Source organism: Amycolatopsis sp. NPDC004772, assembly GCF_053601215.1.
The window spans coordinates 36,952-55,371 of record NZ_JBSGBK010000058.1; the positions used below are offsets into that span (position 1 = coordinate 36,952).

Below are 18,420 nucleotides of genomic sequence, written 5' to 3' on the forward strand. Positions count from 1 at the left end.
GGTTGACGAGTCGTTGGGTTTTTGCAACAGTTGGCTGCATGAGCCCGGTCAAACGCGGCAAAGAGCTGCCGATCTACAACCGGCTTCCCGTGCTCCGGGCCGAGCGCGGGATGACCCGAGCCGCGCTGGCGAGCGCCGTCGAAGTCAATCCACAGACCATCGGCGCGCTCGAACGCGGTGACCACTATCCGAGCCTGGACCTGGCGTTCCGGATCTGCGCGGTGTTCGACCTGCCCGTCGAGGCGGTCTTCAGCCGCGCGCCGTTCACGCCTCTTTCCACCCAGGTCTACCGCGAGGGGGGAGCATGACCGAGCAACCGGGCCGTCTCGCGGCCTACTGGGAACGCCAGCTCGACAAACTCGAAGAAGCCGAACAGAACCGAGCGCGGAAGCTGCCGGGCTGGCGCACCCGGAAGCACCGCCGGACGCTCGTCGTCGTCCTGGTGCTCGCCGACCTGGCCCTGGTCGCCGGGGCCTCGCAGTTCGAAAGCCAGCCCAAGTGGGCCTTCCCGGCCTTCTGGCTGACCGGGCTGGTCGTCGGCGGGTGCGCGTTCCTCACGCTGCGCATCCTGACCGGCCGGATGTGCGGCAGCTTCTCGCGGCTGCTCGACGAACGCGAGCGCGAGTGGCGCCACCGCGTCACCTACATCGGTTACCAGGCGCTCAGCTACCTGATGCTGATCGCCATGCTGTACGGCCTGTTCGCCGCCGGCACCCCGGAACGCGGCGCCATGATGCTGTCCGCGCTGCTGGTCACCGGCACCACCATCCCGGCCATCGTGCTGGGCTGGTCGCTGCCGGACGACGACCCCGAAGACTTCGAAGAGGGGATCGGAAATGCCTGAGGGGACCCTGGAGATCGACCGGATCTCCAAGCGCTACGGCGCCAAGGTCGCGCTGGACGGCGTCTCGTTCGACGTCCGCGCCGGCGAGCTGTTCGGCTTCGTCGGCAGCAACGGCGCCGGCAAGACCACCACCATGCGGATCGCGCTGGGCGTGCTGGCCTCCGACGGCGGTGAGGTGCGCTTCGACGGCAAACCGGTCACGCACGAGACTCGTACCCACATCGGCTACATGCCCGAAGAACGCGGGCTGTACCCGAAGATGAAGGTGCTCGACCAGCTCGTCTACCTGGCCGAGCTGCACGGCCTGAACGCCAACGAGGCCCACCGCAACGCGGAAACCTGGATCACCCGGCTCGGCCTGGCCGAGCGCCGCAAGGACGAGGTGCAGAAGCTGTCCCTCGGCAACCAGCAGCGCGTCCAGCTCGCTGCCGCGCTGGTGCACGACCCGGCCGTGCTGGTGCTCGACGAACCGTTCTCCGGTCTCGACCCGCTCGCCGTCGACGTGATGAGCGGCGTCCTGCGGGAGAAGGCCGCCGCGGGGGTGCCGGTGGTGTTCTCCAGCCACCAGCTCGACCTCGTCGAGCGGCTGTGCGACCGGGTCGGGATCATCCGCGGCGGCCGGATGGTCGCCGTCGGCACGGTCGACGAGCTGACCGCGGGGGCGCGCAGCAAGCTCGTCGTCACCGCGCCCGCCGCGTCCCCCGGCTGGGCCGCGGGCCTGCCGGGGGTCGGGGTCCTGGAGCAGAACGGCGGGACCACCGTGCTCGACCTCGAACCGGGCGCGGACGACCAGGCCGTGCTGGCCGCCGCGCTGGCGACCGGGCCGGTCACCGAGTTCAGCCGCCGTCGCCGTTCGCTCACCGAGCTGTTCCGCGACGCGGTGTCCGAGAAGGGGGAAGCGCGATGAGGACGTTGAGTGGCCGGCGCGCCGTCTGGCTCGTGCTGAAGCGCGAGCTGAACACGCGGCTGCGCACGCGGTCGTTCGTGGTCGGCACCGGCGTCCTGCTGGTGCTGCTGCTGGGGTACGTCTTCTTCCAGACGTCGCTGGCCAGTTCGTCGGACAAGAACACGGTCGGGCTGACCGGCCAGGCGATCGGCATCGCCCGCCAGCTGCAGACCGAAGCGGCGCTTTCGGGCCGTGAGATCAGCACGGTCGTCGTCACCGATCCGGCGGAGGGCCGGGAGAAGGTCGAAGACGGCGACCTCGACGCGCTCGTCTCGGGCAGCGCGGCGCAGCTGACCGCCACCTACAAGTCCTCTTTGGACGACCAGCTGCGCCGGGTGCTCGACCAGGTCGCCCAGCAGCAGGTGCTCGACGGCGTGCTGTCCTCGGCGCAGCTGGAGCCGGCCGAGGTGATGGCCAGGGTCAACGGCACCCACGTCCAGGACGACGCGCTTTCGCCGCAGCCGGCGGACCAGACGCAGCGGCTGGTCGTCGGGCTGGTCGTGGCGTTCCTGCTGTACATGAGCATCATCACCTACGGGATGATGGTCGCCCAGGGCGTGGTCGAGGAGAAGTCGAGCCGGGTCGTGGAGATCCTGCTCGCCAGCGTGCGGCCGTGGCAGCTGCTGCTGGGCAAGGTGATCGGGCTCGGCCTGGTCGGCCTGACCCAGCTGGTCATCCTCGCGGTGGTCGGCCTCGGTGCGGCGTCGGCGACCGGCGTGTTCACGCTGTCCGGCTTCGCGACGGGCGCGGTGCTGTGGGGCCTGCTCTGGTACCTGCTGGGTTTCCTGTTGTACGCCACCATCTACGGCGCGCTGGGCTCGCTGGTCTCCCGGCAGGAGGACACCCAGTCGGTGGTCGGGCCGCTGAACATCATCCTGGTCGTCGGGTTCATCGCGGGGTTCAACCTGCTGGTCCAGAACCCGGCGGGCTCGGCGACGCGGATCGTCTCGCTGATCCCCCTGCTCTCCCCGATCCTGATGCCGGCCCGCATTGCGACGGGCGCGGCGGCGGGCTGGGAGATCGGGCTGTCGCTGACGCTGACGGTCGCGCTGGTCGCGCTGCTGACCTGGATCGGCGGGAAGATCTACGGCAACAGCGTGCTGCGGATCGGCAGCCGGAATCAAGCTGACGGAAGCCCTGCGTGGCTGATCACGACGTGATCTTGCCGTACCGCTCCAAGGAAACCTGGCGCTCGTGGCCGTGGTCGACCATGGGTTCCGGGTACTCCTCGGGGCGCTCCTTCAGCTTGTGGACCGCCTTGCCCGGCACCGAACGCAGCTCCGGCACGTACTTGCGCACGTAGTCCCCCTGCGGGTCGAACTTCTCCCCCTGGGTCGTCGGGTTGAAGATGCGGAAGTACGGGGCCGCGTCGGTGCCGCAGCCCGCCACCCACTGCCAGTTCAGCTGGTTCGACGCCAGGTCGCCGTCCACCAGGTGCTTCATGAAGTGGCGGGCGCCCAGCCACCACGGCAGGTGCAGGTCCTTCACCAGGAAGCTCGCCACGACCATCCGCACCCGGTTGTGCATCCAGCCCTCGGCGAGCAGCTGCCGCATCCCGGCGTCCACGATCGGGTAGCCCGTCCGGCCCTCGCACCACCGCGCGAAGGCCTCGGGGTCGTCGTCGTGCTTCATGCCGTCGAACCGCTTGTCGTAGTTCTCGCGGGCCGTTTCCGGGCGGTGCCACAGGACGTCGGCGTGGAACTCGCGCCAGCAGATCTCGCTGCGCAACGACTTCGCGCCCACCCGGTCGTCGCCGGACAGGTCGGCCAGGATCGTGCGCGGGTGGATGCAGCCCCAGCGCAGGTACGGCGAAAGCCGCGTGGTGCCTTCGCGGTCCGGGCGGTCGCGATCCTCGTCGTAGGTCTCGATGCCGTCGTCGAGGAAGGCGTGCCAGACGTCCAGCGCCGCCTGCTCGCCCGGCTCGGGCAGCGCCGCGGAAACCTTGGGCGGACGCGGGATCTTCAGCGACTTCACCGGTTCGATCCAGTCCACAAGGGCCGGTCCGGTGTCCGCGGGCGAATGCCAGCCACGGCCGGTCCAGGCGCGGAAGAACGGCGTGAAGACGCGGTACGGGCTGCCGTCCGGCTTGGTGACGCGCCTCGGCGTCACCGCGTAGGGCGAACCCGTCTCGACCCACTCGATGTTGTGCTCCGCCAACGCTTTCGCCACCGCTTCGTCCCGGCGACGGCCGTAGGGACCGGTGTCCGCGCTGACGTGCACCGCGGCCGCGCCGATCTTGCGCGCCGCGCGGACGACCTCGGCCGCCGGGTCGCCGCGGACCAGCATCAGGCGGCCGCCGAGTTGCTCGTTCAGCTTTTCGAGACAGCCGTACAAGAACGCTTCCCGCGGCGCGCCACCGGGCTTCAGCAGCGCCTCGTCGAGGACGTACAGCGCGAGCACGTGCTTGCTGTGCTTCGACGCCTCCAGCAGGGCAGCGTGGTCGCCCAGCCGCAGGTCACGACGGAACCACAGGACAACCGGCGCTTCTCGGGTCACGACGGTAAACGATAAACGCCCCGCCGTGCGGGTGCACGACGGGGCGTTTTCGCGGAATTGATCAGCGCTCGGACATCGGGATGTAGTCCCGGGTCGCGTGGCCGGTGTAGATCTGCCGCGGGCGGCCGATCTTGGTGGCCGGGTCGTTGATCATCTCGCGCCAGTGCGCGATCCAGCCCGGCAGGCGGCCGAGCGCGAACAGCACCGTGAAGAACTTCGTCGGGAAGCCCAGCGCCCGGTAGATCAGGCCGGTGTAGAAGTCCACGTTCGGGTACAGCTTCCGCTCGACGAAGTAGTCGTCGGAAAGCGCGGTTTCCTCGAGCTTCTTGGCGATGTCGAGCAGCTGGTCGCCGCCCTTCAGCTTGCCGAGGATCTCGTCGGCGGTGTTCTTGATGATCTTCGCGCGCGGGTCGTAGTTCTTGTAGACCCGGTGCCCGAAGCCCATCAGCTTCACGCCCTTTTCCTTGTTCTTCACGCGCTCGACGAACTTGGCGACGTCGCCGCCGTCCTGCTGGATGCCCTCCAGCATGTCGAGCACCGCCGCGTTCGCGCCGCCGTGCAGCGGGCCGAACAGGGCGTTGATGCCGGCCGAGATCGAGGCGAAGAGGTTCGCTTCGGACGAGCCGACTAGGCGCACGGTCGAGGTCGAGCAGTTCTGCTCGTGGTCGGCGTGCAGGATGAACAGCAGGTCGAGCGCCTTGACGACGTCCGGGTCGACGTCGTACGGCTCGGCCGGGAAGCCGAACGTCATCCGCAGGAAGTTCTCGACCAGGCCCAGCGAGTTGTCCGGGTACAGCAGCGGCTGGCCGACGGACTTCTTGTACGCGTACGCCGCCAGCGTCGGAACCTTGGCGAGCAGGCGGATGGTCGACAGCTCCACGTTCGGCTCGTCGAACGGGTTGAGCGAATCCTGGTAGAAGGTCGACAGCGCCGAGACCGCGCTCGACAGGACCGGCATCGGGTGGGCGTCGCGCGGGAAGCCGCTGAAGAACGCCTTCAGGTCCTCGTGGAGCAGCGTGTGCCGCTGGATCTTCTCGGTGAAGTCGGCCAGCTGGGCCTGCGTCGGCAGCTCGCCGTAGATGAGCAGGTAGGAGACCTCGATGAAGGTCGACTTCTCGGCCAGCTGCTCGATCGGGTACCCGCGGTAGCGGAGGATGCCGGCGTCACCGTCGATGTAGGCGATGGCGGACGACGCGGCACCGGTGTTGACGAAACCGGGGTCGTAGGTGATGTACCCCGTCTGCGCCAGCAGCTTGCCCAGCTCGATCCCGGGCGCGCCCTCGACCGGGTGGACGATCTTGAACTCGTGCTCGCCACTCGGCAGGGTCAGCTTCGCGGTTTCTCCGCCGGACTGCCCCGCAGTCGTCGCGTCGGACATGCAAGTCCCTCTCACGTTGGGCACGGGCCGGCGGCGCCTGTACGTTCCACAGGTAGCCACGTGTTCACGCGAGGAAACACTGGCGCCTCGCTGCACACCGCCCCGCTGGGGTATGAAGAATGCCCCTCAACGTTAGTCGAGAAACCCGCCTTCGCGCAGCGGTGACGTTGCCCGTGGGGGCCCATTTGGGACCAGGTTCACACGGTGGCCGCCAGGTCGGCGGACGTGGGCGGCTCGGCGCCGCTGCGGGACACCGTGATCGACGCCGCTTTCGCCGCGAAGGTGAGGGCCTCGCGCCACGCGCCGGCGTCGAGGGAGGCCAGGTCGGTGGCCTCGCGGGTGTGCAGCCAGGCCAGCAGCGCGCCGTGCACGGTGTCGCCCGCGCCGATGGTGTCCACCACGGTGACTTTTCGCGACGGCACGTGGGCCAGCTCACCTGCGGCGGTGATCACCGAAAGCCCGTCGGCGCCCCGGGTGAGCACCACGGCGTCCACACCGGACTCGATCCACGTCTTCGCGGCGGCGACCGGATCGGCGCCTCCGGTGAGCCACGCGGCGTCGTCGTCGGAGATCTTCAGCAGCCGGACGTCCGGCAGCCAGGAAGCGAACCGGGCGCGGTAGGCGGCCGGGTCGGTGATGAGCGCCTCGCGGATGTTGGGGTCGAGCACGGTCAGCACGCCGCGGGCCGCTTCGCGCCGCAGCATCGCCTCGTACGCGGAGGCGCCGGGTTCGAGGACCATGCCGAGCGTGCCGAGTGAGAGCGCTGTCACAGCGTCGGCCAGCGGGCCGGGATCCGCGACCAGCCGGTCGGCGGTGCCCTCGACGTAGAACGTGTAGCGCGCGGCGCCCTTCGCGTCGAGCGCCACGACGGCCAGCGTCGTCGGCTCGTCGCCGCGCTGCAGCAGCGAGGTGTCGACGGCGGAGGCGTGCAGCCGCTCGATCATCGCCTCGCCGAACCGGTCGGTGGAGACGCGGGAGAAGAACGCCGCCGGCACGCCGAGCCGCCCGGCGGCCAGCGCGACGTTGTACGGGCCGCCGCCCAGCCGGGGCAGCAGCGCACGCAGCCCACCGTCCACAGTGGAATCCAGGGGGTCGCCGGGAACCAGGTCGACCAGAGCTTCTCCGCCTACGACGATCACGCCGGGAGTTTAATTGACGCGGGCCTGACAATTCCTGTCCGCTATTTGTTCAAGCCACCGAGCAGCAGTTCGCCCAAAGCGGTGAACGCCTCGGCGTCGGACACCTCGGTCCGCTGGGCGAGCACGCCGGTCTGGATGCCCTCGATGATCAGCCCGGTCATCTCGGCCAGCAGCCGGGCGTGGACGTCGCGGAACACCCCGTCGGCGACGCCCTTGTCGATGAACTGCCGAAGCCGTTTCGCGGCGAACCGGCTGTTGAGCTGGTAGGCCTCCCGGGCCGGGCCGAACGCGGCGAGGTCGTGCATGAAGGCGGGCGACGCCCGGTTGAGGTGCTCGGCGACGCCGGCCAGGTACTCCCCGATCAGCTTGCGGGCGTCGTCGATCCCGGCGATGCGCTCCTCGATCCGCTCCGCGGCGCCGCGGAAGAACCGGGTGACGACCTTGACGGCGAGCTGTTCCTTGCTGGGCGCGAGCGCGTAGAGCGTCGATTTCGAGCAGCGCAGCCGGCCGGCGAGGTCGTCCAGCGTGAAGGCGGCGAAGCCCTCGGCCAGGAAGAGCGCCTCGAGGTCGCCGAGCAGCGCCAGCTGGCGGGCGGTCGGCCGGCGGCGTGGTGCGGGGCGCATCGGCTCACTATCTCCTACGTCTTCCGGCCACCCCAGACGTGCCGTACGGTACTCTGCACTAGCCCACAGTACTGTTTTCAGTACCGCTTTGGAGGACAACGATGCCCGCCGAACGCTTGCTGCCCTCGTCGGAAGCGGCGGAACTGGTCGCGCTGACCAGGGAAATCGCGCGCGATGAGCTTGCGCCCCGCGCGGCAGCGGCGGAGGAAGCCGAGCAGTTCCCGCGCGAGCAGTTCCGCCTGCTCGGCAAGTCCGGCCTGCTGGGCCTGCCCTACCACGAGCGGTGGGGCGGCGGCGAAGTTTCGTACGAGGTCTACCTGCAGGTCCTGGAGGAGATCGCGGCGGCGTGGATGACGGTCGGCGTCGGGCTGTCGGTGCACACGATGTCCTGCTACGCGCTCGCGGAGTACGGCACCGACGAGCAGCGTGACCAGTGGCTGCCGGACATGCTCGAAGGCTCGCTGCTGGGTGCGTACGCGCTGTCGGAGACGAACGCGGGCTCGGACGCCGCGGCGCTGTCGACGCGCGCGCGTCTCGACGGCGCGGACTACGTCGTCACTGGCACCAAGGCGTGGATCACCCACGCGGGCGTGGCGGACTTCTACACGACGATGGTCCGCACGGGCTCGGACGAAATCTCGTGCCTGCTGGTCGACGGGGCCACCGAGGGGCTGTCGGCGGCTCCGCGGGAGCGCAAGATGGGCCTGACCGGCTCGCCGACGGCCCAGATGATCTTCGAAGACGCCCGCGTACCGGCCACGCGGCTGCTGGGCTCGCGCGGCGACGGGCTCCGCATCGCGCTGTCGTCGCTGAGCTCGGGGCGGCTCGGCATCGCGGCCTGCGCGGTGGGCCTGGCGCAGGCGGCGCTGGACGAAGCGGTGGCGTACGCGAAGGGCCGGTCGCAGTTCGGCCGTCCGATCATCGATTTCCAGGGCGTCGAGTTCATGCTGGCGGACATGGCGGCGACGGTGGAGGCGTCCCGCGCGCTGTACCTGGACGCGGCCCGGCGGCGTGACCGCGGGATGCCGTTCAAGCGCCAGGCGTCGATCGCCAAACTGGTGGCGACGGACGGCGCGATGAAGGTGACGACGGACGCGGTCCAGGTGCTCGGCGGGGCCGGGTACACGCGGGACTTCCCGGTGGAGCGGTACATGCGGGAGGCGAAGGTGCCGCAGATCTTCGAGGGGACGAACCAGATCCAGCGGGTCGTCATCGCTCGAGAGCTGAAGAACGCGTAGCTCGATCCAGCGATCGGTGTCACCGTTCGGGGACGGCTAGCGTTTTCGCATGCCCGGCCATCTGCTGACCATCGAGGAGTACGCGGCGCTCGACGCCACCGGTTTCACGGAGCTGGTGGAGGGCCGCGTGGTGCCCTCGCCCGGCTCCGGCCGCCGGCACGACCTCGCGGTCTGCCTCCTGGCCGCCGCCCTCGAGCGGCAGCTGCCGTGCGGGCTGGCGTTCGTCGTCGCCAACGACGTGGACCTGGGGTTGTCCCCGGACGGCGAGCCCGGCTTCGTCCGCCGTCCGGACCTGCTGGTCCTCGACCGTGCCGCGTTCGGCCGTGCGGAAGGCCTGCTGCGCGCGGAGGACGTGGTCCTGGTGGCCGAGGTGGTGGTGCCGGGTTCGAAGCGCACGGACTACCGGGTGAAACGCGACGAGTACGCCGACGCCGGCATCCCGCACTACTGGATCGTCGACATCACGGGGCCGGTATCGCTGGTCGCCTGCGACGGCCACCTGGCCGCCGCCGCGGTCACCGGCGTGTTCAGCGCGGAGGTCCCGTTCCGCGCGCGGCTCGACCTCGACGCCTTGGCCCCTTGAACGCGTGGTTCACCGCGTCGAGGTAGCAGTGTCACACGCTCCGTACAGATACGGTCACTCGTGGTTGCACTTGAGCCCGTGAGACAATGCCAGGCGACGTGAGGAGCCGCTGTGATTGCACTTCCCAAGCCGGGCGCTGCTCGACGGTGGGAGATCCCGGATCACCTGCTGACGATCGAGGAGTACGCGGCGCTCGGTGAAACCGACACAGGTTTCACCGAACTCGTGGAAGGCCGCGTCGTGATGTCCCCCAGCCCTGTCGCCGATCACAACATCGCAGTGTTCGAACTCGGGCAGCAACTTGCCCCGCAGTTGCCGAGCCACCTCCGTGTTCTGCCCGAAACCGATGTGAACCTCGGCTTGGCGCCTCCGGGCAAACCTGGTTTTTCCCGGCGCCCGGACCTGCTCATCGTCGAGAGAGCGGCCATTGCCCGCGTGCGGCAGGACAGTGCCATGCTCCGAGCGGAGGACGTCGCCGTCGTCATCGAGATCGTGTCCCCGGGGTCGAAGCGCACCGATTACCACGTGAAGCACGACGAGTACGCCGATGCGGGAATCCCGCACTACTGGATCATCGACATGAGCGAGCCCATCTCGCTGGTCGCGTGTCACCAAGCCGGCGAATTCGGCTATATGGACGCCGCCGCGGTCACCGGGACCTTCGCCACCGACGTCCCGTTCCCGGTCAAGCTGGACCTGACCGCACTGCTCGGCTGATCGGGCAGCACGCCGGTACCGCCCGGTCACCGGCGTGCCACCCGAAACTCAGCGCGTCTCCCGGTAGCGGCGGTCCTTCGACACGCCCTCACCCAGTGACTCGTCGAAGTGGTACACCTCGTCGCCCCGGACGAACACGCGCAGCGCGCGGTTCATCACATCCAGCGGGTCGCCGCTCCACAGCACCACGTCCGCGTCCAGGCCCGGCGCGAGGGAGCCGATCTGCCCGTCCAGCCCCAGCATCGCCGCCGGGTTGACGGTCAGCGCACGCAGCGCCGTCGCCGGGTCGAGGCCGTCCTTCACCGCGAGGGCCGCCTGGTAGACCAGGAAGTTGATCGGGATCACCGGGTGGTCCGTCGTGATCGCGATCCGCACGCCGGCCCGCGCCAGGATGCCGGCCGAGCGCAGGGTGCGGTTGCGCAGCTCGACCTTGGACTTCGTGGTGAACAGCGGCCCCAGGATCACCGGCACCTCGCGCTCGGCCAGCAGGTCCGCGATCAGGTGGCCTTCGGTGCCGTGGTTGATCACCAGCTTGTAGCCGAACTCGTCGGCCAGCCGGATCGCCGTCACGATGTCGTCCGCGCGGTGGACGTGCTGGTCCCAGTACAGCTCGCCGTCGAGGACCTTCGACAGCGTCTCCAGGGTCAGGTCCACCTCGTGCGGCTTGCTCTCGGACTCCGCGTGCGCGCGCTTCGCCTGGTAGTTGCGGGCCTTGGTGAACGCCTCGCGCAGGATCGCCGCGACCCCCAGCCGCGTCGACGGCGTCTGCTTCTTGTCGCCGTACACGCGCTTCGGGTTTTCGCCGAGCGCGCTCTTCACGCTGACGTGCTCGGCGAACGTCATGTCCAGGACGCTGCGGCCCCAGGTCTTGACGCCGATCGTCTGGCCGCCGATCGGGTTGCCGGACCCGGGCTTGATGACGACGCTCGTCACGCCGCCGGCCAGCGCGTCGTCGAAGCCGGGCTCGTAGGGGTCGATGCCGTCGACGGCCCGGAAGCGGGCGCCGTTCGGGTCGGTCATCTCGTTGGTGTCGTTGCCGGCCCAGCCTTCGCCGTCCTCGTGGACGCCGAGGTGGGCGTGGGCGTCGATGAAGCCGGGCAGCACCCAGGTGCCGGCCGCGTCGACCAGTTCGGCGTCCTCCGGGATGTCGACGTCGGCCTCGGTGCCGACTGCGACGATCCTCCCGCCGTCGATCAGGACCGTGCCGCCGTCGATGGGATCACCGTCGATGGGGACGACATAGCCCCCGACAATTGCCTTCGCCATAGTTCGCCACGCTAACGAACTCACCCCGGCGTCTGCACGCGGGTGTAGGGCCAGCCGGCCAGTCCGGTCTCCAGCAGCTCGAAGGCCCGGGCCGCCTCGGCGCCGATGGTGTCGGCAATCCGGTCGTCGGCCTGCCCGGCAAGGGTGAGCGCCCGGACGCGCTCGAAGAGCACGCGATGGACGGCGCCCAGCATCCCGGCGGCCGTCTCGACGGCGACGTCGTCCGGCCGGACCCGGGCGGCCTCGGCCAGCGTCTGGGCCAGTCGCTGTTCGCGCTGGTCGTGGAGGCCACGCAGGCACGTCGTCAGGGTCGGGCTGTCGGCGATCACGCGGGCGAGTTCCGGCCCGCAGAAGCCCGCGACCGGACTGCGGGTGGCGACGGCGTCGGCGAACGTGCGCCGCAGCGCAGCCGGCACCGACTCGCCCGGCGAGCGCGTGGCGACGGTCTCGGCCAGGGAGCCGACGAACTCCTCTTGGTCACCCAGGGCGAGGTCTTCCTTGCGCGCGAAGTAGTTGGTGACGGTCTTCTTGGCGACCCGGGCAGCGTCGGCGATCTCGACGATGGTCGTCTGTTCGTACCCCTGGGCGATGAATAGCCTGGTGGCATGTTCGGAGATGAGCTGCCGGGTCTCCCGCTTCTTCGCCTCGCGTAGCCCGGTGGTCTCGATAGCCATCACGCAATTTTACGCTCGTAGCAAGTTTATGTTGACACTCTTTTGAGTGAACCTGGACTAAACTTACGTTAATACTAAATTTACGACGAACCTAGTTAGTCCTGGTCTTCTCCAGGTGCACCAGCTCGTGGTTGTTCTCGGGCGTCCGATGCGTCTCCTGGTACCCATGCTTGGCGTAAAGATGCAACGGTCCGACACTTTTCGAGCCTGTGAACAGCCGAAACAGCGTCACCTCCGCGGGCGCCGCCGATTCCGCGAACCGCAGCAGCGACCCGCCCAGCCCGGACCCCTGCCGGTCCGGCGCCACGACCAGGCGGCCGATCACCGCGACCGGCCCGGTCACCGTCAGCCGCACCGACGCCACGAGACGCCCCGACTCGCGTAGCCCCCAGGACAAGCCGGCCAGGGCCGCCCGCGTCTCCTCCAGGGTCTCCAGCAGCGGCGGCAGGTCCAGGTCCCCGTGCGCCCGGGCCTCGGTGACGTACGCGGCCCGTTGCAGCGTGAAGACTTCGCCCGCGTCGGCGACGCCCAGGCGAAGCGGCGTCACGGGACCCGGATGCCCCAGCTGCCCGTCCACGACGCCGACGGCTCCAGCTCGATCAGGTCGGTGCCCGTGTTGAGCGCGTCGGCCGGGCAGGTCATCGGCTCGATCGCGACCGCGCGGCCGCGGCCGATCAGGTCGTCCGGGGTGAACACCTGGGCCCAGCGGAAGTCGGGGCCGGTCCAGACGAGCAGGTGCGTGCCGTCGTGGCTCAGGACGATGTGGTGCCGGCCGTCCTCGGCCGCCGCGAGGCCGCCGAACGCCGTGTCGAGGTTGACGCCGGCCAGTACGCGGCCGGCGCGGAAGTCGTACTCCGTGCCTTCGACGTCCTGCTCTTCGGCGTACGGCATCTGCTCCTCGGGAAGCGACGGGCGGACGCGGCTCGCCGGAAGCGTCAGCGTCAGCTCGTCGGTCGGGACGTCGCCGATCCGGAAGTACGGGTGCGTGCCGACGCCGACGCCGATCGGCTGCTCGCCCTCGTTGCGGATCTCGTGGGTGACGGTCAGTTCGCGCGGCGCGACTTCGTACGTCACCGTCGCGCGCAGCGGCACCGGCCAGCCGGGCTGCACCTCGACATCGACGGCCAGGGTGACCGACGACTCGGCGTGCTCCAGCAGCTCCCACTCGAGGTGCCGGGTGAGGCCGTGGATGGCGTTGCCGCGCGCCTCTTCGGTGACCTCGAGCTGCTGGGTTTCCCCCTGGAACGTCCACAGGCCGCCCTTGGTGCGGTTCGGCCAGGGCAGCAGCACCTGCCCGGCGCCCATCGGCGGCTTCGCGTCTTCGGGGAACTCCTCGACGTACGGCACGCCGGCGACTTCGAACGCGCGCAGCCCGGCACCGATTTCGGTGACGACGGCGCGGGCGTTGCCGCGGGTGATCTCGAACTGCTGACCGGTCGGGTTGCCCATGCGCACGACCTTACCGATCCGCGAAGTCACTAGACCGGTCGTCATAGTTTGCGCTACGGTTCGGTCATGGTTCGCCGCACCGACACGCGGCAGCGGATGCTCGACACCGCCGCCGACCTGTTCCAGACGCAGGGCTACCACGCCACCGGCCTCACCCAGCTGACGACGGCCGGCGGCGCGCCGAAGGGGTCGCTCTACTTCCACTTCCCCGGCGGCAAGGAGCAGCTCGCCGCCGAAGCCGTCCGGCTGTCGAGCGGGCGCACCGGCGCTCTCCTCGAAGCCATCCTGAACGACGCCCCCAACGCAGCGACCGGGATCGACCGCGCGGTCGAGGCGCTCGCGAACTTCCTCACCGAATCGGATTTCCAGCGTGGCTGTCCGATTGCGACAGTCGCCCTCGATGCCGCCGCGACGAGCGAACCCATCCGGGAAGCCTGCACGGACGGCTACGAGTCTTGGCACGGCATCCTCAGCGGCTACTTCGCAGCACAGAACCTCTCCGCCGAGCGCGCCGACGAGCTCGCCACCATCGTGCTCGCCGCGATCGAAGGCGGGCTGCTGCTGGCCCGCACCCGACGCGACCTCGCGCCGTTGCGCGCCGTCGCCGCCCACCTGCACACGACCCTCGACCGGGAGTTCTCCTGATGCGCGTCCACCACCTGAACTGCGGCACCCTGCGCCCGCTCGGCGGCCGGCTGATCGACGGACGGCCGGGCCTGCTGCGGCGGGCCACCATGGTCTGCCACTGCCTGCTGCTGGCGACGGACACGGGTCTCGTGCTCGTCGAGACCGGCATGGGCACGCCGGCCGCCGTCGACCGGAACGCCTGGCTGGGCACGGGGTTCGTCCGCCAGTCCAACCCGGTCGCCGACCCGGCGCAGACGGCGATCGCGCAGATCCGCGCGCTCGGCTTCGACCCGGTGGACGTCCGCGACATCGTCCTGACCCACCTCGACCTCGACCACGCGGGCGGGCTCATCGACTTCCCGTGGGCGCGGGTGCACGTCTACGCCGAGGAGCTGCGGGCGTTCACCGACCCGCGCGCCGACGAGCGCGGCCGGTACCGCCGGATCCAGTTCGCCCATGGTCCACAGTGGACGTCCTATGCGGACACCGGTGAGCCGTGGTTCGGTTTCGGTGCCGTCCGGCAGCTCGACGGGTTGCCGCCGGAGATCCTGCTGGTCCCGCTGTCCGGGCACACGCGCGGGCACGCCGGGGTCGCCGTCGACACCGGGCACGGCTGGCTGCTCAACGCGGGCGACTCGTACTTCTTCCACGGCCAGGTCGCCGCCGGCCCGCACTGCCCGCCGGGGCTGAAGTGGTTCGAAGGCCACATGGAGACGGTGCGGGGTGCCCGGCTGGACAATCACCGCCGCCTGCGCCAGCTTGTTCAGGAGCACGGCGACGAGGTGAGCGTCTTCGCCGCGCACGACGAGACCGAATTCCTCCGGCTGAGCACCAGGAGCAGCGTATGAAGGTGCACCACCTGAACTGCGGAACGATGCGCCCGGCGGGTGGCAAGCTGCTCGACGGCGAGCCCGGCCTGCTCCGGCGGGCGGAGCTGGTCGCGCACTGCCTGCTCATCGAAACCGGTGACGGCCTGGTACTGGTCGACACCGGCTTCGGCAGCCAGGCCGTGGCACGCCCGGGCGAGTGGCTGGGCCGCCCGTTCCTGGCGATGGTCGGCGCGAAGCCGGCGGCCGCCGAGACGGCGGTCGCGCAGATCAAGGCCCTCGGCCTCGACCCGGCCGACGTCCGCCACCTCGTGATGACCCACCTCGACGTCGACCACGCGGGCGGGCTGGCGGACTTCCCGAACGCAGTCGTCCACGTCCGGTCCGAGGAGCACCGCGCGGCGACGGTCCCGGCGAACGCGGCGGAGAAGAACCGGTACCGCGCGGCGCAGTTCGCGCACCGCCCGCTGTGGAGCACCTACGACGAGACGGGCGAGCCCTGGTTCGGCTTCGAGGCGGTCCGGTCGCTGAAGGGCCTGCCGGAGGAGATCCTGCTGGTCCCGCTGACCGGCCATACGCGCGGCCACACGGGCGTGGCGGTCGACACGGGCACCGGGTGGCTCCTGCACGCGGGCGACGCGTACTTCTTCCACGGCCAGCTCGACCCGGTGGCCCCGCACTGCCCGCCGGGGTTGACGGCGTTCCAGACGATCGTCCAGACGCTGCGCGGTCCCCGGCTGGAGAACCTGGCGAGGCTGCACGAGCTGGCGCGGACCCACCAGGACGAGGTCACGGTGTTCTCGGCCCACAGCCCGATCGAGCTGGCCGCACTGCGCCGATGATTCCCACCGGACGATTTTTCGCCCCATCCGACCCTCCGGCGACGGGAGGTCAGATGGTGGCGAAGACGTCGTGGAGCGCGGCCGTGCCGACGGCGGACGCCGCGCAGCCGGGCAAGCTCGTGGAACGGTCCGAGCCGCGGATCGCCAGGGCGTCCGCCGCGCCGGACCGGGCCACCAGACCGCGCCGGGCGAGTGGTTCTCGTCGCCGGGCGCGGTCGCGCGGCCCCGCTTGCCGCAGTTGCCGCCCGCCGAGACGTTGCCGGAGCGGCAGCTCGCCGGCCGGTTGTGATCAGCCGGCGGCCAGGGCCTGCTTGACGAGCGGGGTGAGCTGCTCCGGCGTCATCTTCGCCGGGCCGGTGTAATTGACCAGCACCGGCGTGCCCCCGACCAGCTCGCCCGAGACGAGCGTCGCGGCCTGCTGGCCGTCGACGTAGTAGACGGCGCCGTCGGGGAAGCCCGGGACGTCCTGCGCGCCCGGCTTCGCCTTCTTGATCGCCGCGAGCATCTCGGCGGGCTTGCCCGTTTTGCCCTCGTAGCGGGTCACCGCGAGCGCGCCCGCGGCCTTGCCGCCGTTCTGGTACTCGCAGCTGCGGGCCTTGCCGCCGTTGGCCGCGTTGTCCCGGACCGGGCCCGGCACCGCCTTGAGGTTGTCGAGGAACAGCGCCTTCGAGACGGCCTCGGCGGGCAGCAGCTTGCACGGGTCGAGCGACGCCGCGGCGGCGTTCGTGCTCGGCGCGGGCTTCGGGGCGGCGGACGGCGAGGGCGTCTTCGACGGTTCGTCGCCGGAGGAGCAGGCGGTCAACGCGGCGGCCAAAGCGACAAAAGCGACAACTAGGGTACGCATGTTCGCACCCTACCTAGGCCGTCGGCGCCCGGTATCGCCAGAAGGCCGGGAGCACGAGCATCGACGCGCAGACGAGCACGATCACCAGCAGCCCACCGCCGGTCGCCGCGGCCGTAGTGCCGAACGCGGCCGCACCCCAGCCGTGGGTGAGGTCGGCGATCCGCGGCCCGCCGGCGACGACGACCGTGAAGACGCCCTGGAGCCGTCCGCGCATCTCGTCGGTGGTCGCGACCTGCAGGATCGCCATCCGGTAGACGGCGCTGACCATGTCCGCGGCGCCGGCCAGCGCCATGAAGACGACGGCGAGCCAGAGCGAGTGCGCGAGCCCGAACCCGGCCACCGCGGCACCCCACGCGCAGATCGACACGACGACCGCGACGCCTTGGCGGTGGATGCGCGTCAGCCAGCCGGAGAACAGCCCGATCAGCATCGCGCCCAGCGGCAGGGCCGCGTAGAGCCAGCCGAGCGCGGGGCCGCCGCCGGGCGGGTCGCCGAAGGTGCGTTCGGCCATCTCCGGGATCAGCGCCCGCGGCATGCCGAAGACCATGGCGATGATGTCGGCGACGAAGGAGGCCAGCAGGATCTTCTGCCCGGCGAGGTACCGGAAGCCGTCGACGACGTCCCGGACCCCGGCGCGGCGCGAAGGGCCGTTGAGCGGCGGGAGCGCCGGCAGCCGCCAGACGGCGAAGAGGGTGATGGTGAGGGCGACGACGTCGATCAGGTAGAGGGTGGAGAGGCCGAGGACGGGGATGAGCGCCCCGGCGAGCAGCGGCCCGAAGACGGCGCCGAAGGTGGACATCGTGGTGTTGAGCGCGTTGGCCGACGGCAGCAGTTCGCCGGGCACGAGCCGCGCGACGACGGCACCGCGGGTCGGCATGTTGATGGCGAAGAAGGCCTGGTTGACGGCGAGAAGGCCGAGAACGAGCCACACGGAGCCGAAGTTCGCGAAGGCCTGCAGCCAGAGAAGGGCGGAGGTGATGGCGACGCCGACGTTGGTGACGAAGAGCAGCTTCCGCCGATCGACGGCATCGGCGACGGCGCCGCCCCAGAGCCCGAAGACCAGCAGCGGCAGGAGGGCGACCAGGCCGGTGAGGCCGACGTAGGCGGAGGACCCGGTGAGGTCGAAGACCTGCTTGGGCACCGCAACGGCGGTGAGCTGAGTCCCGACGGCGGTGACCACAGTGGACAGCCAAAGCCGCCGGAAGGCCGGAATCTTGAGCGGCCGGGTATCGACGATGATGCGGCCGAGAAGCTTGCGGATGCCCGAGCGGGGCGGCAAGGTCCCCGGTTCACCAGTCACGACACATCAGCTTAGCGGGGCTAACTATCTGAAGTCGCGTGATTTTCCTCGCCCCGGCGACACAGCGCCTGCTTCACCGCCCGAACCGCAGGCGGACGCCCAGACCCGCACCCCACCCAGACCTGCCCCGCCACCCCGATCCGAAGCCAAAACACGGCCGGTGGTGCCGGGTCAAGGCATCTTTCCCGCCTTGACGCGGTACCACCGGCCGTAGTGACAATTCCGGCTTCGGGGTGGTGGGCACCGAACCACTCACCAAGCGAAGCGACCTCGCAGGCCAGCCTGCACCCCGAGCAGACCCGCTCCCACCACGCAGCAGCGACGAATCCCCCGCCGATCGGCGGTTTCTAGGGGTGGTTGCGACACCTGAGTGTTCAGGAGTTGCGGATGTCCAGACGAGATCGGGACCGGCGGGATGCAGCTCGGGTTGCGGGTCGGCGTGGTAGCCCGTTGATCGAAGAGCGGGTCGCCTGCTTGGCGCCGGTGGATGCAGGTGTGGGCAGCAGCGACCAACTTCCCCGCCGCTCCCAGGCAGGGTTCCGGCAAAGTCGTTTGTGCTGGTCAAGGGAGTATTCCGTAGAGTGTGAGCGGTCGCGAGGTGTCGCGAGCGATGTGGCGGAGAGCTTG

The 18,420-nt window shown here is 70.1% G+C and carries 20 protein-coding genes and 1 pseudogene; 10 read left to right on the top strand and 11 right to left on the bottom strand.

The features are described from left to right. Window positions 1–38 precede the first annotated feature (38 nt). From ACWEF6_RS28965 to ACWEF6_RS28980, 4 genes and pseudogenes are all read left to right on the top strand, one after another. Window positions 39–308: a helix-turn-helix transcriptional regulator gene (locus ACWEF6_RS28965; RefSeq protein WP_449685825.1), complete on the top strand. Its 270-nt coding sequence runs from the start codon at window positions 39–41 to the stop codon at window positions 306–308. Next, window positions 305–844 carry a hypothetical protein gene (locus ACWEF6_RS28970; protein ID WP_449685826.1) on the top strand — a complete coding sequence of 180 codons (540 nt, stop codon included), beginning with the start codon at window positions 305–307 and terminating at the stop codon, window positions 842–844. The genes ACWEF6_RS28965 and ACWEF6_RS28970 overlap by 4 nt, the downstream gene beginning before the upstream one ends. After that, window positions 837–1,751 carry an ABC transporter ATP-binding protein gene (locus ACWEF6_RS28975; protein ID WP_449685827.1) on the top strand — a complete coding sequence of 305 codons (915 nt, stop codon included), beginning with the start codon at window positions 837–839 and terminating at the stop codon, window positions 1,749–1,751. Before ACWEF6_RS28970 ends, ACWEF6_RS28975 begins: the two co-directional genes overlap by 8 nt. Beyond that, window positions 1,748–2,939, top strand: a pseudogene (locus tag ACWEF6_RS28980) (ABC transporter permease). Before ACWEF6_RS28975 ends, ACWEF6_RS28980 begins: the two are co-directional and overlap by 4 nt. Here the strand turns inward: ACWEF6_RS28980 and ACWEF6_RS28985 are convergent. The 4 genes from ACWEF6_RS28985 to ACWEF6_RS29000 form a co-directional block, all read right to left on the bottom strand. Next, complete coding sequence (locus ACWEF6_RS28985; RefSeq protein WP_449685828.1) at window positions 2,940–4,286, bottom strand: cryptochrome/photolyase family protein; 1,347 nt, start codon at window positions 4,284–4,286, stop codon at window positions 2,940–2,942. It abuts the pseudogene before it with no gap. A gap of 61 nt (window positions 4,287–4,347) precedes the next feature. After that, a complete protein-coding gene (locus tag ACWEF6_RS28990) occupies window positions 4,348–5,664 on the bottom strand; it encodes a citrate synthase (protein ID WP_310968644.1) in 1,317 nt (438 codons plus the stop codon). A 197-nt stretch (window positions 5,665–5,861) separates the two neighbouring features. Next, complete coding sequence (locus tag ACWEF6_RS28995; RefSeq protein WP_449685829.1) at window positions 5,862–6,803, bottom strand: carbohydrate kinase family protein; 942 nt, start codon at window positions 6,801–6,803, stop codon at window positions 5,862–5,864. Window positions 6,804–6,844: 41 nt separating this feature from the next. Then, window positions 6,845–7,426 (bottom strand): TetR/AcrR family transcriptional regulator, encoded by a 582-nt coding sequence (locus tag ACWEF6_RS29000; RefSeq protein WP_449685830.1) that lies wholly within the window; start codon window positions 7,424–7,426, stop codon window positions 6,845–6,847. A 101-nt stretch (window positions 7,427–7,527) separates the two neighbouring features. On the opposite strand from ACWEF6_RS29000, the gene ACWEF6_RS29005 reads away from it, so the two are divergent. The 3 genes from ACWEF6_RS29005 to ACWEF6_RS29015 all read left to right on the top strand — a co-directional run bounded on the left by ACWEF6_RS29005 (window position 7,528) and on the right by ACWEF6_RS29015 (window position 9,964). Continuing rightward, entirely contained in the window at window positions 7,528–8,664 is a 1,137-nt protein-coding gene (locus ACWEF6_RS29005) for an acyl-CoA dehydrogenase family protein (protein ID WP_449685831.1), read from the top strand. 49 nt (window positions 8,665–8,713) lie between these two features. Then, window positions 8,714–9,247, top strand: a complete 534-nt coding sequence (locus ACWEF6_RS29010) for a Uma2 family endonuclease (RefSeq protein ID WP_449685832.1) — start codon at window positions 8,714–8,716, stop codon at window positions 9,245–9,247. Window positions 9,248–9,358: 111 nt separating this feature from the next. Continuing rightward, the gene (locus ACWEF6_RS29015) at window positions 9,359–9,964 is read left to right on the top strand and encodes a Uma2 family endonuclease (protein WP_449685833.1); all 606 of its coding nucleotides are present in this window, start codon (window positions 9,359–9,361) and stop codon (window positions 9,962–9,964) included. A 48-nt stretch (window positions 9,965–10,012) separates the two neighbouring features. On the opposite strand, the gene ACWEF6_RS29020 is transcribed toward ACWEF6_RS29015, so the two are convergent. The 4 genes from ACWEF6_RS29020 to ACWEF6_RS29035 form a co-directional block, all read right to left on the bottom strand. Beyond that, window positions 10,013–11,230, bottom strand: coding sequence for an amidohydrolase (locus ACWEF6_RS29020; RefSeq protein WP_449685834.1), 1,218 nt, complete (start codon window positions 11,228–11,230; stop codon window positions 10,013–10,015). A gap of 20 nt (window positions 11,231–11,250) precedes the next feature. Further along, window positions 11,251–11,904, bottom strand: coding sequence for a TetR/AcrR family transcriptional regulator (locus ACWEF6_RS29025; protein WP_449685835.1), 654 nt, complete (start codon window positions 11,902–11,904; stop codon window positions 11,251–11,253). Between the two features lie 91 nt (window positions 11,905–11,995). Further along, window positions 11,996–12,481 (bottom strand): GNAT family N-acetyltransferase, encoded by a 486-nt coding sequence (locus ACWEF6_RS29030; protein WP_449685836.1) that lies wholly within the window; start codon window positions 12,479–12,481, stop codon window positions 11,996–11,998. Continuing rightward, on the bottom strand, window positions 12,448–13,353 hold the full coding sequence (locus ACWEF6_RS29035; protein ID WP_449685837.1) for an aldose 1-epimerase family protein: 906 nt from the start codon (window positions 13,351–13,353) through the stop codon (window positions 12,448–12,450). The genes ACWEF6_RS29030 and ACWEF6_RS29035 overlap by 34 nt, the downstream gene beginning before the upstream one ends. Before the next feature lie 66 nt (window positions 13,354–13,419). Between ACWEF6_RS29035 and ACWEF6_RS29040 the strand changes: the two genes are divergently transcribed. From ACWEF6_RS29040 to ACWEF6_RS29050, 3 genes are read left to right on the top strand one after another with little or no spacing between them, the layout of a single operon-like run. Next, window positions 13,420–13,998, top strand: a complete 579-nt coding sequence (locus ACWEF6_RS29040) for a TetR/AcrR family transcriptional regulator (RefSeq protein ID WP_449685838.1) — start codon at window positions 13,420–13,422, stop codon at window positions 13,996–13,998. Further along, complete coding sequence (locus ACWEF6_RS29045) at window positions 13,998–14,828, top strand: MBL fold metallo-hydrolase (RefSeq protein ID WP_449685839.1); 831 nt, start codon at window positions 13,998–14,000, stop codon at window positions 14,826–14,828. Before ACWEF6_RS29040 ends, ACWEF6_RS29045 begins: the two co-directional genes overlap by 1 nt. Next, window positions 14,825–15,649 carry an MBL fold metallo-hydrolase gene (locus ACWEF6_RS29050; RefSeq protein ID WP_449685840.1) on the top strand — a complete coding sequence of 275 codons (825 nt, stop codon included), beginning with the start codon at window positions 14,825–14,827 and terminating at the stop codon, window positions 15,647–15,649. Before ACWEF6_RS29045 ends, ACWEF6_RS29050 begins: the two co-directional genes overlap by 4 nt. A 49-nt stretch (window positions 15,650–15,698) precedes the next feature. On the opposite strand, the gene ACWEF6_RS29055 is transcribed toward ACWEF6_RS29050, so the two are convergent. The 3 genes from ACWEF6_RS29055 to ACWEF6_RS29065 all read right to left on the bottom strand — a co-directional run bounded on the left by ACWEF6_RS29055 (window position 15,699) and on the right by ACWEF6_RS29065 (window position 17,772). After that, window positions 15,699–15,824, bottom strand: a complete 126-nt coding sequence (locus tag ACWEF6_RS29055) for a hypothetical protein (protein WP_449685841.1) — start codon at window positions 15,822–15,824, stop codon at window positions 15,699–15,701. 114 nt (window positions 15,825–15,938) lie between these two features. Continuing rightward, on the bottom strand, window positions 15,939–16,493 hold the full coding sequence (locus ACWEF6_RS29060) for a DUF3558 family protein (RefSeq protein ID WP_449685842.1): 555 nt from the start codon (window positions 16,491–16,493) through the stop codon (window positions 15,939–15,941). Between the two features lie 13 nt (window positions 16,494–16,506). After that, window positions 16,507–17,772: an MFS transporter gene (locus ACWEF6_RS29065; RefSeq protein WP_449685843.1), complete on the bottom strand. Its 1,266-nt coding sequence runs from the start codon at window positions 17,770–17,772 to the stop codon at window positions 16,507–16,509. Window positions 17,773–18,420 lie beyond the last annotated feature (648 nt).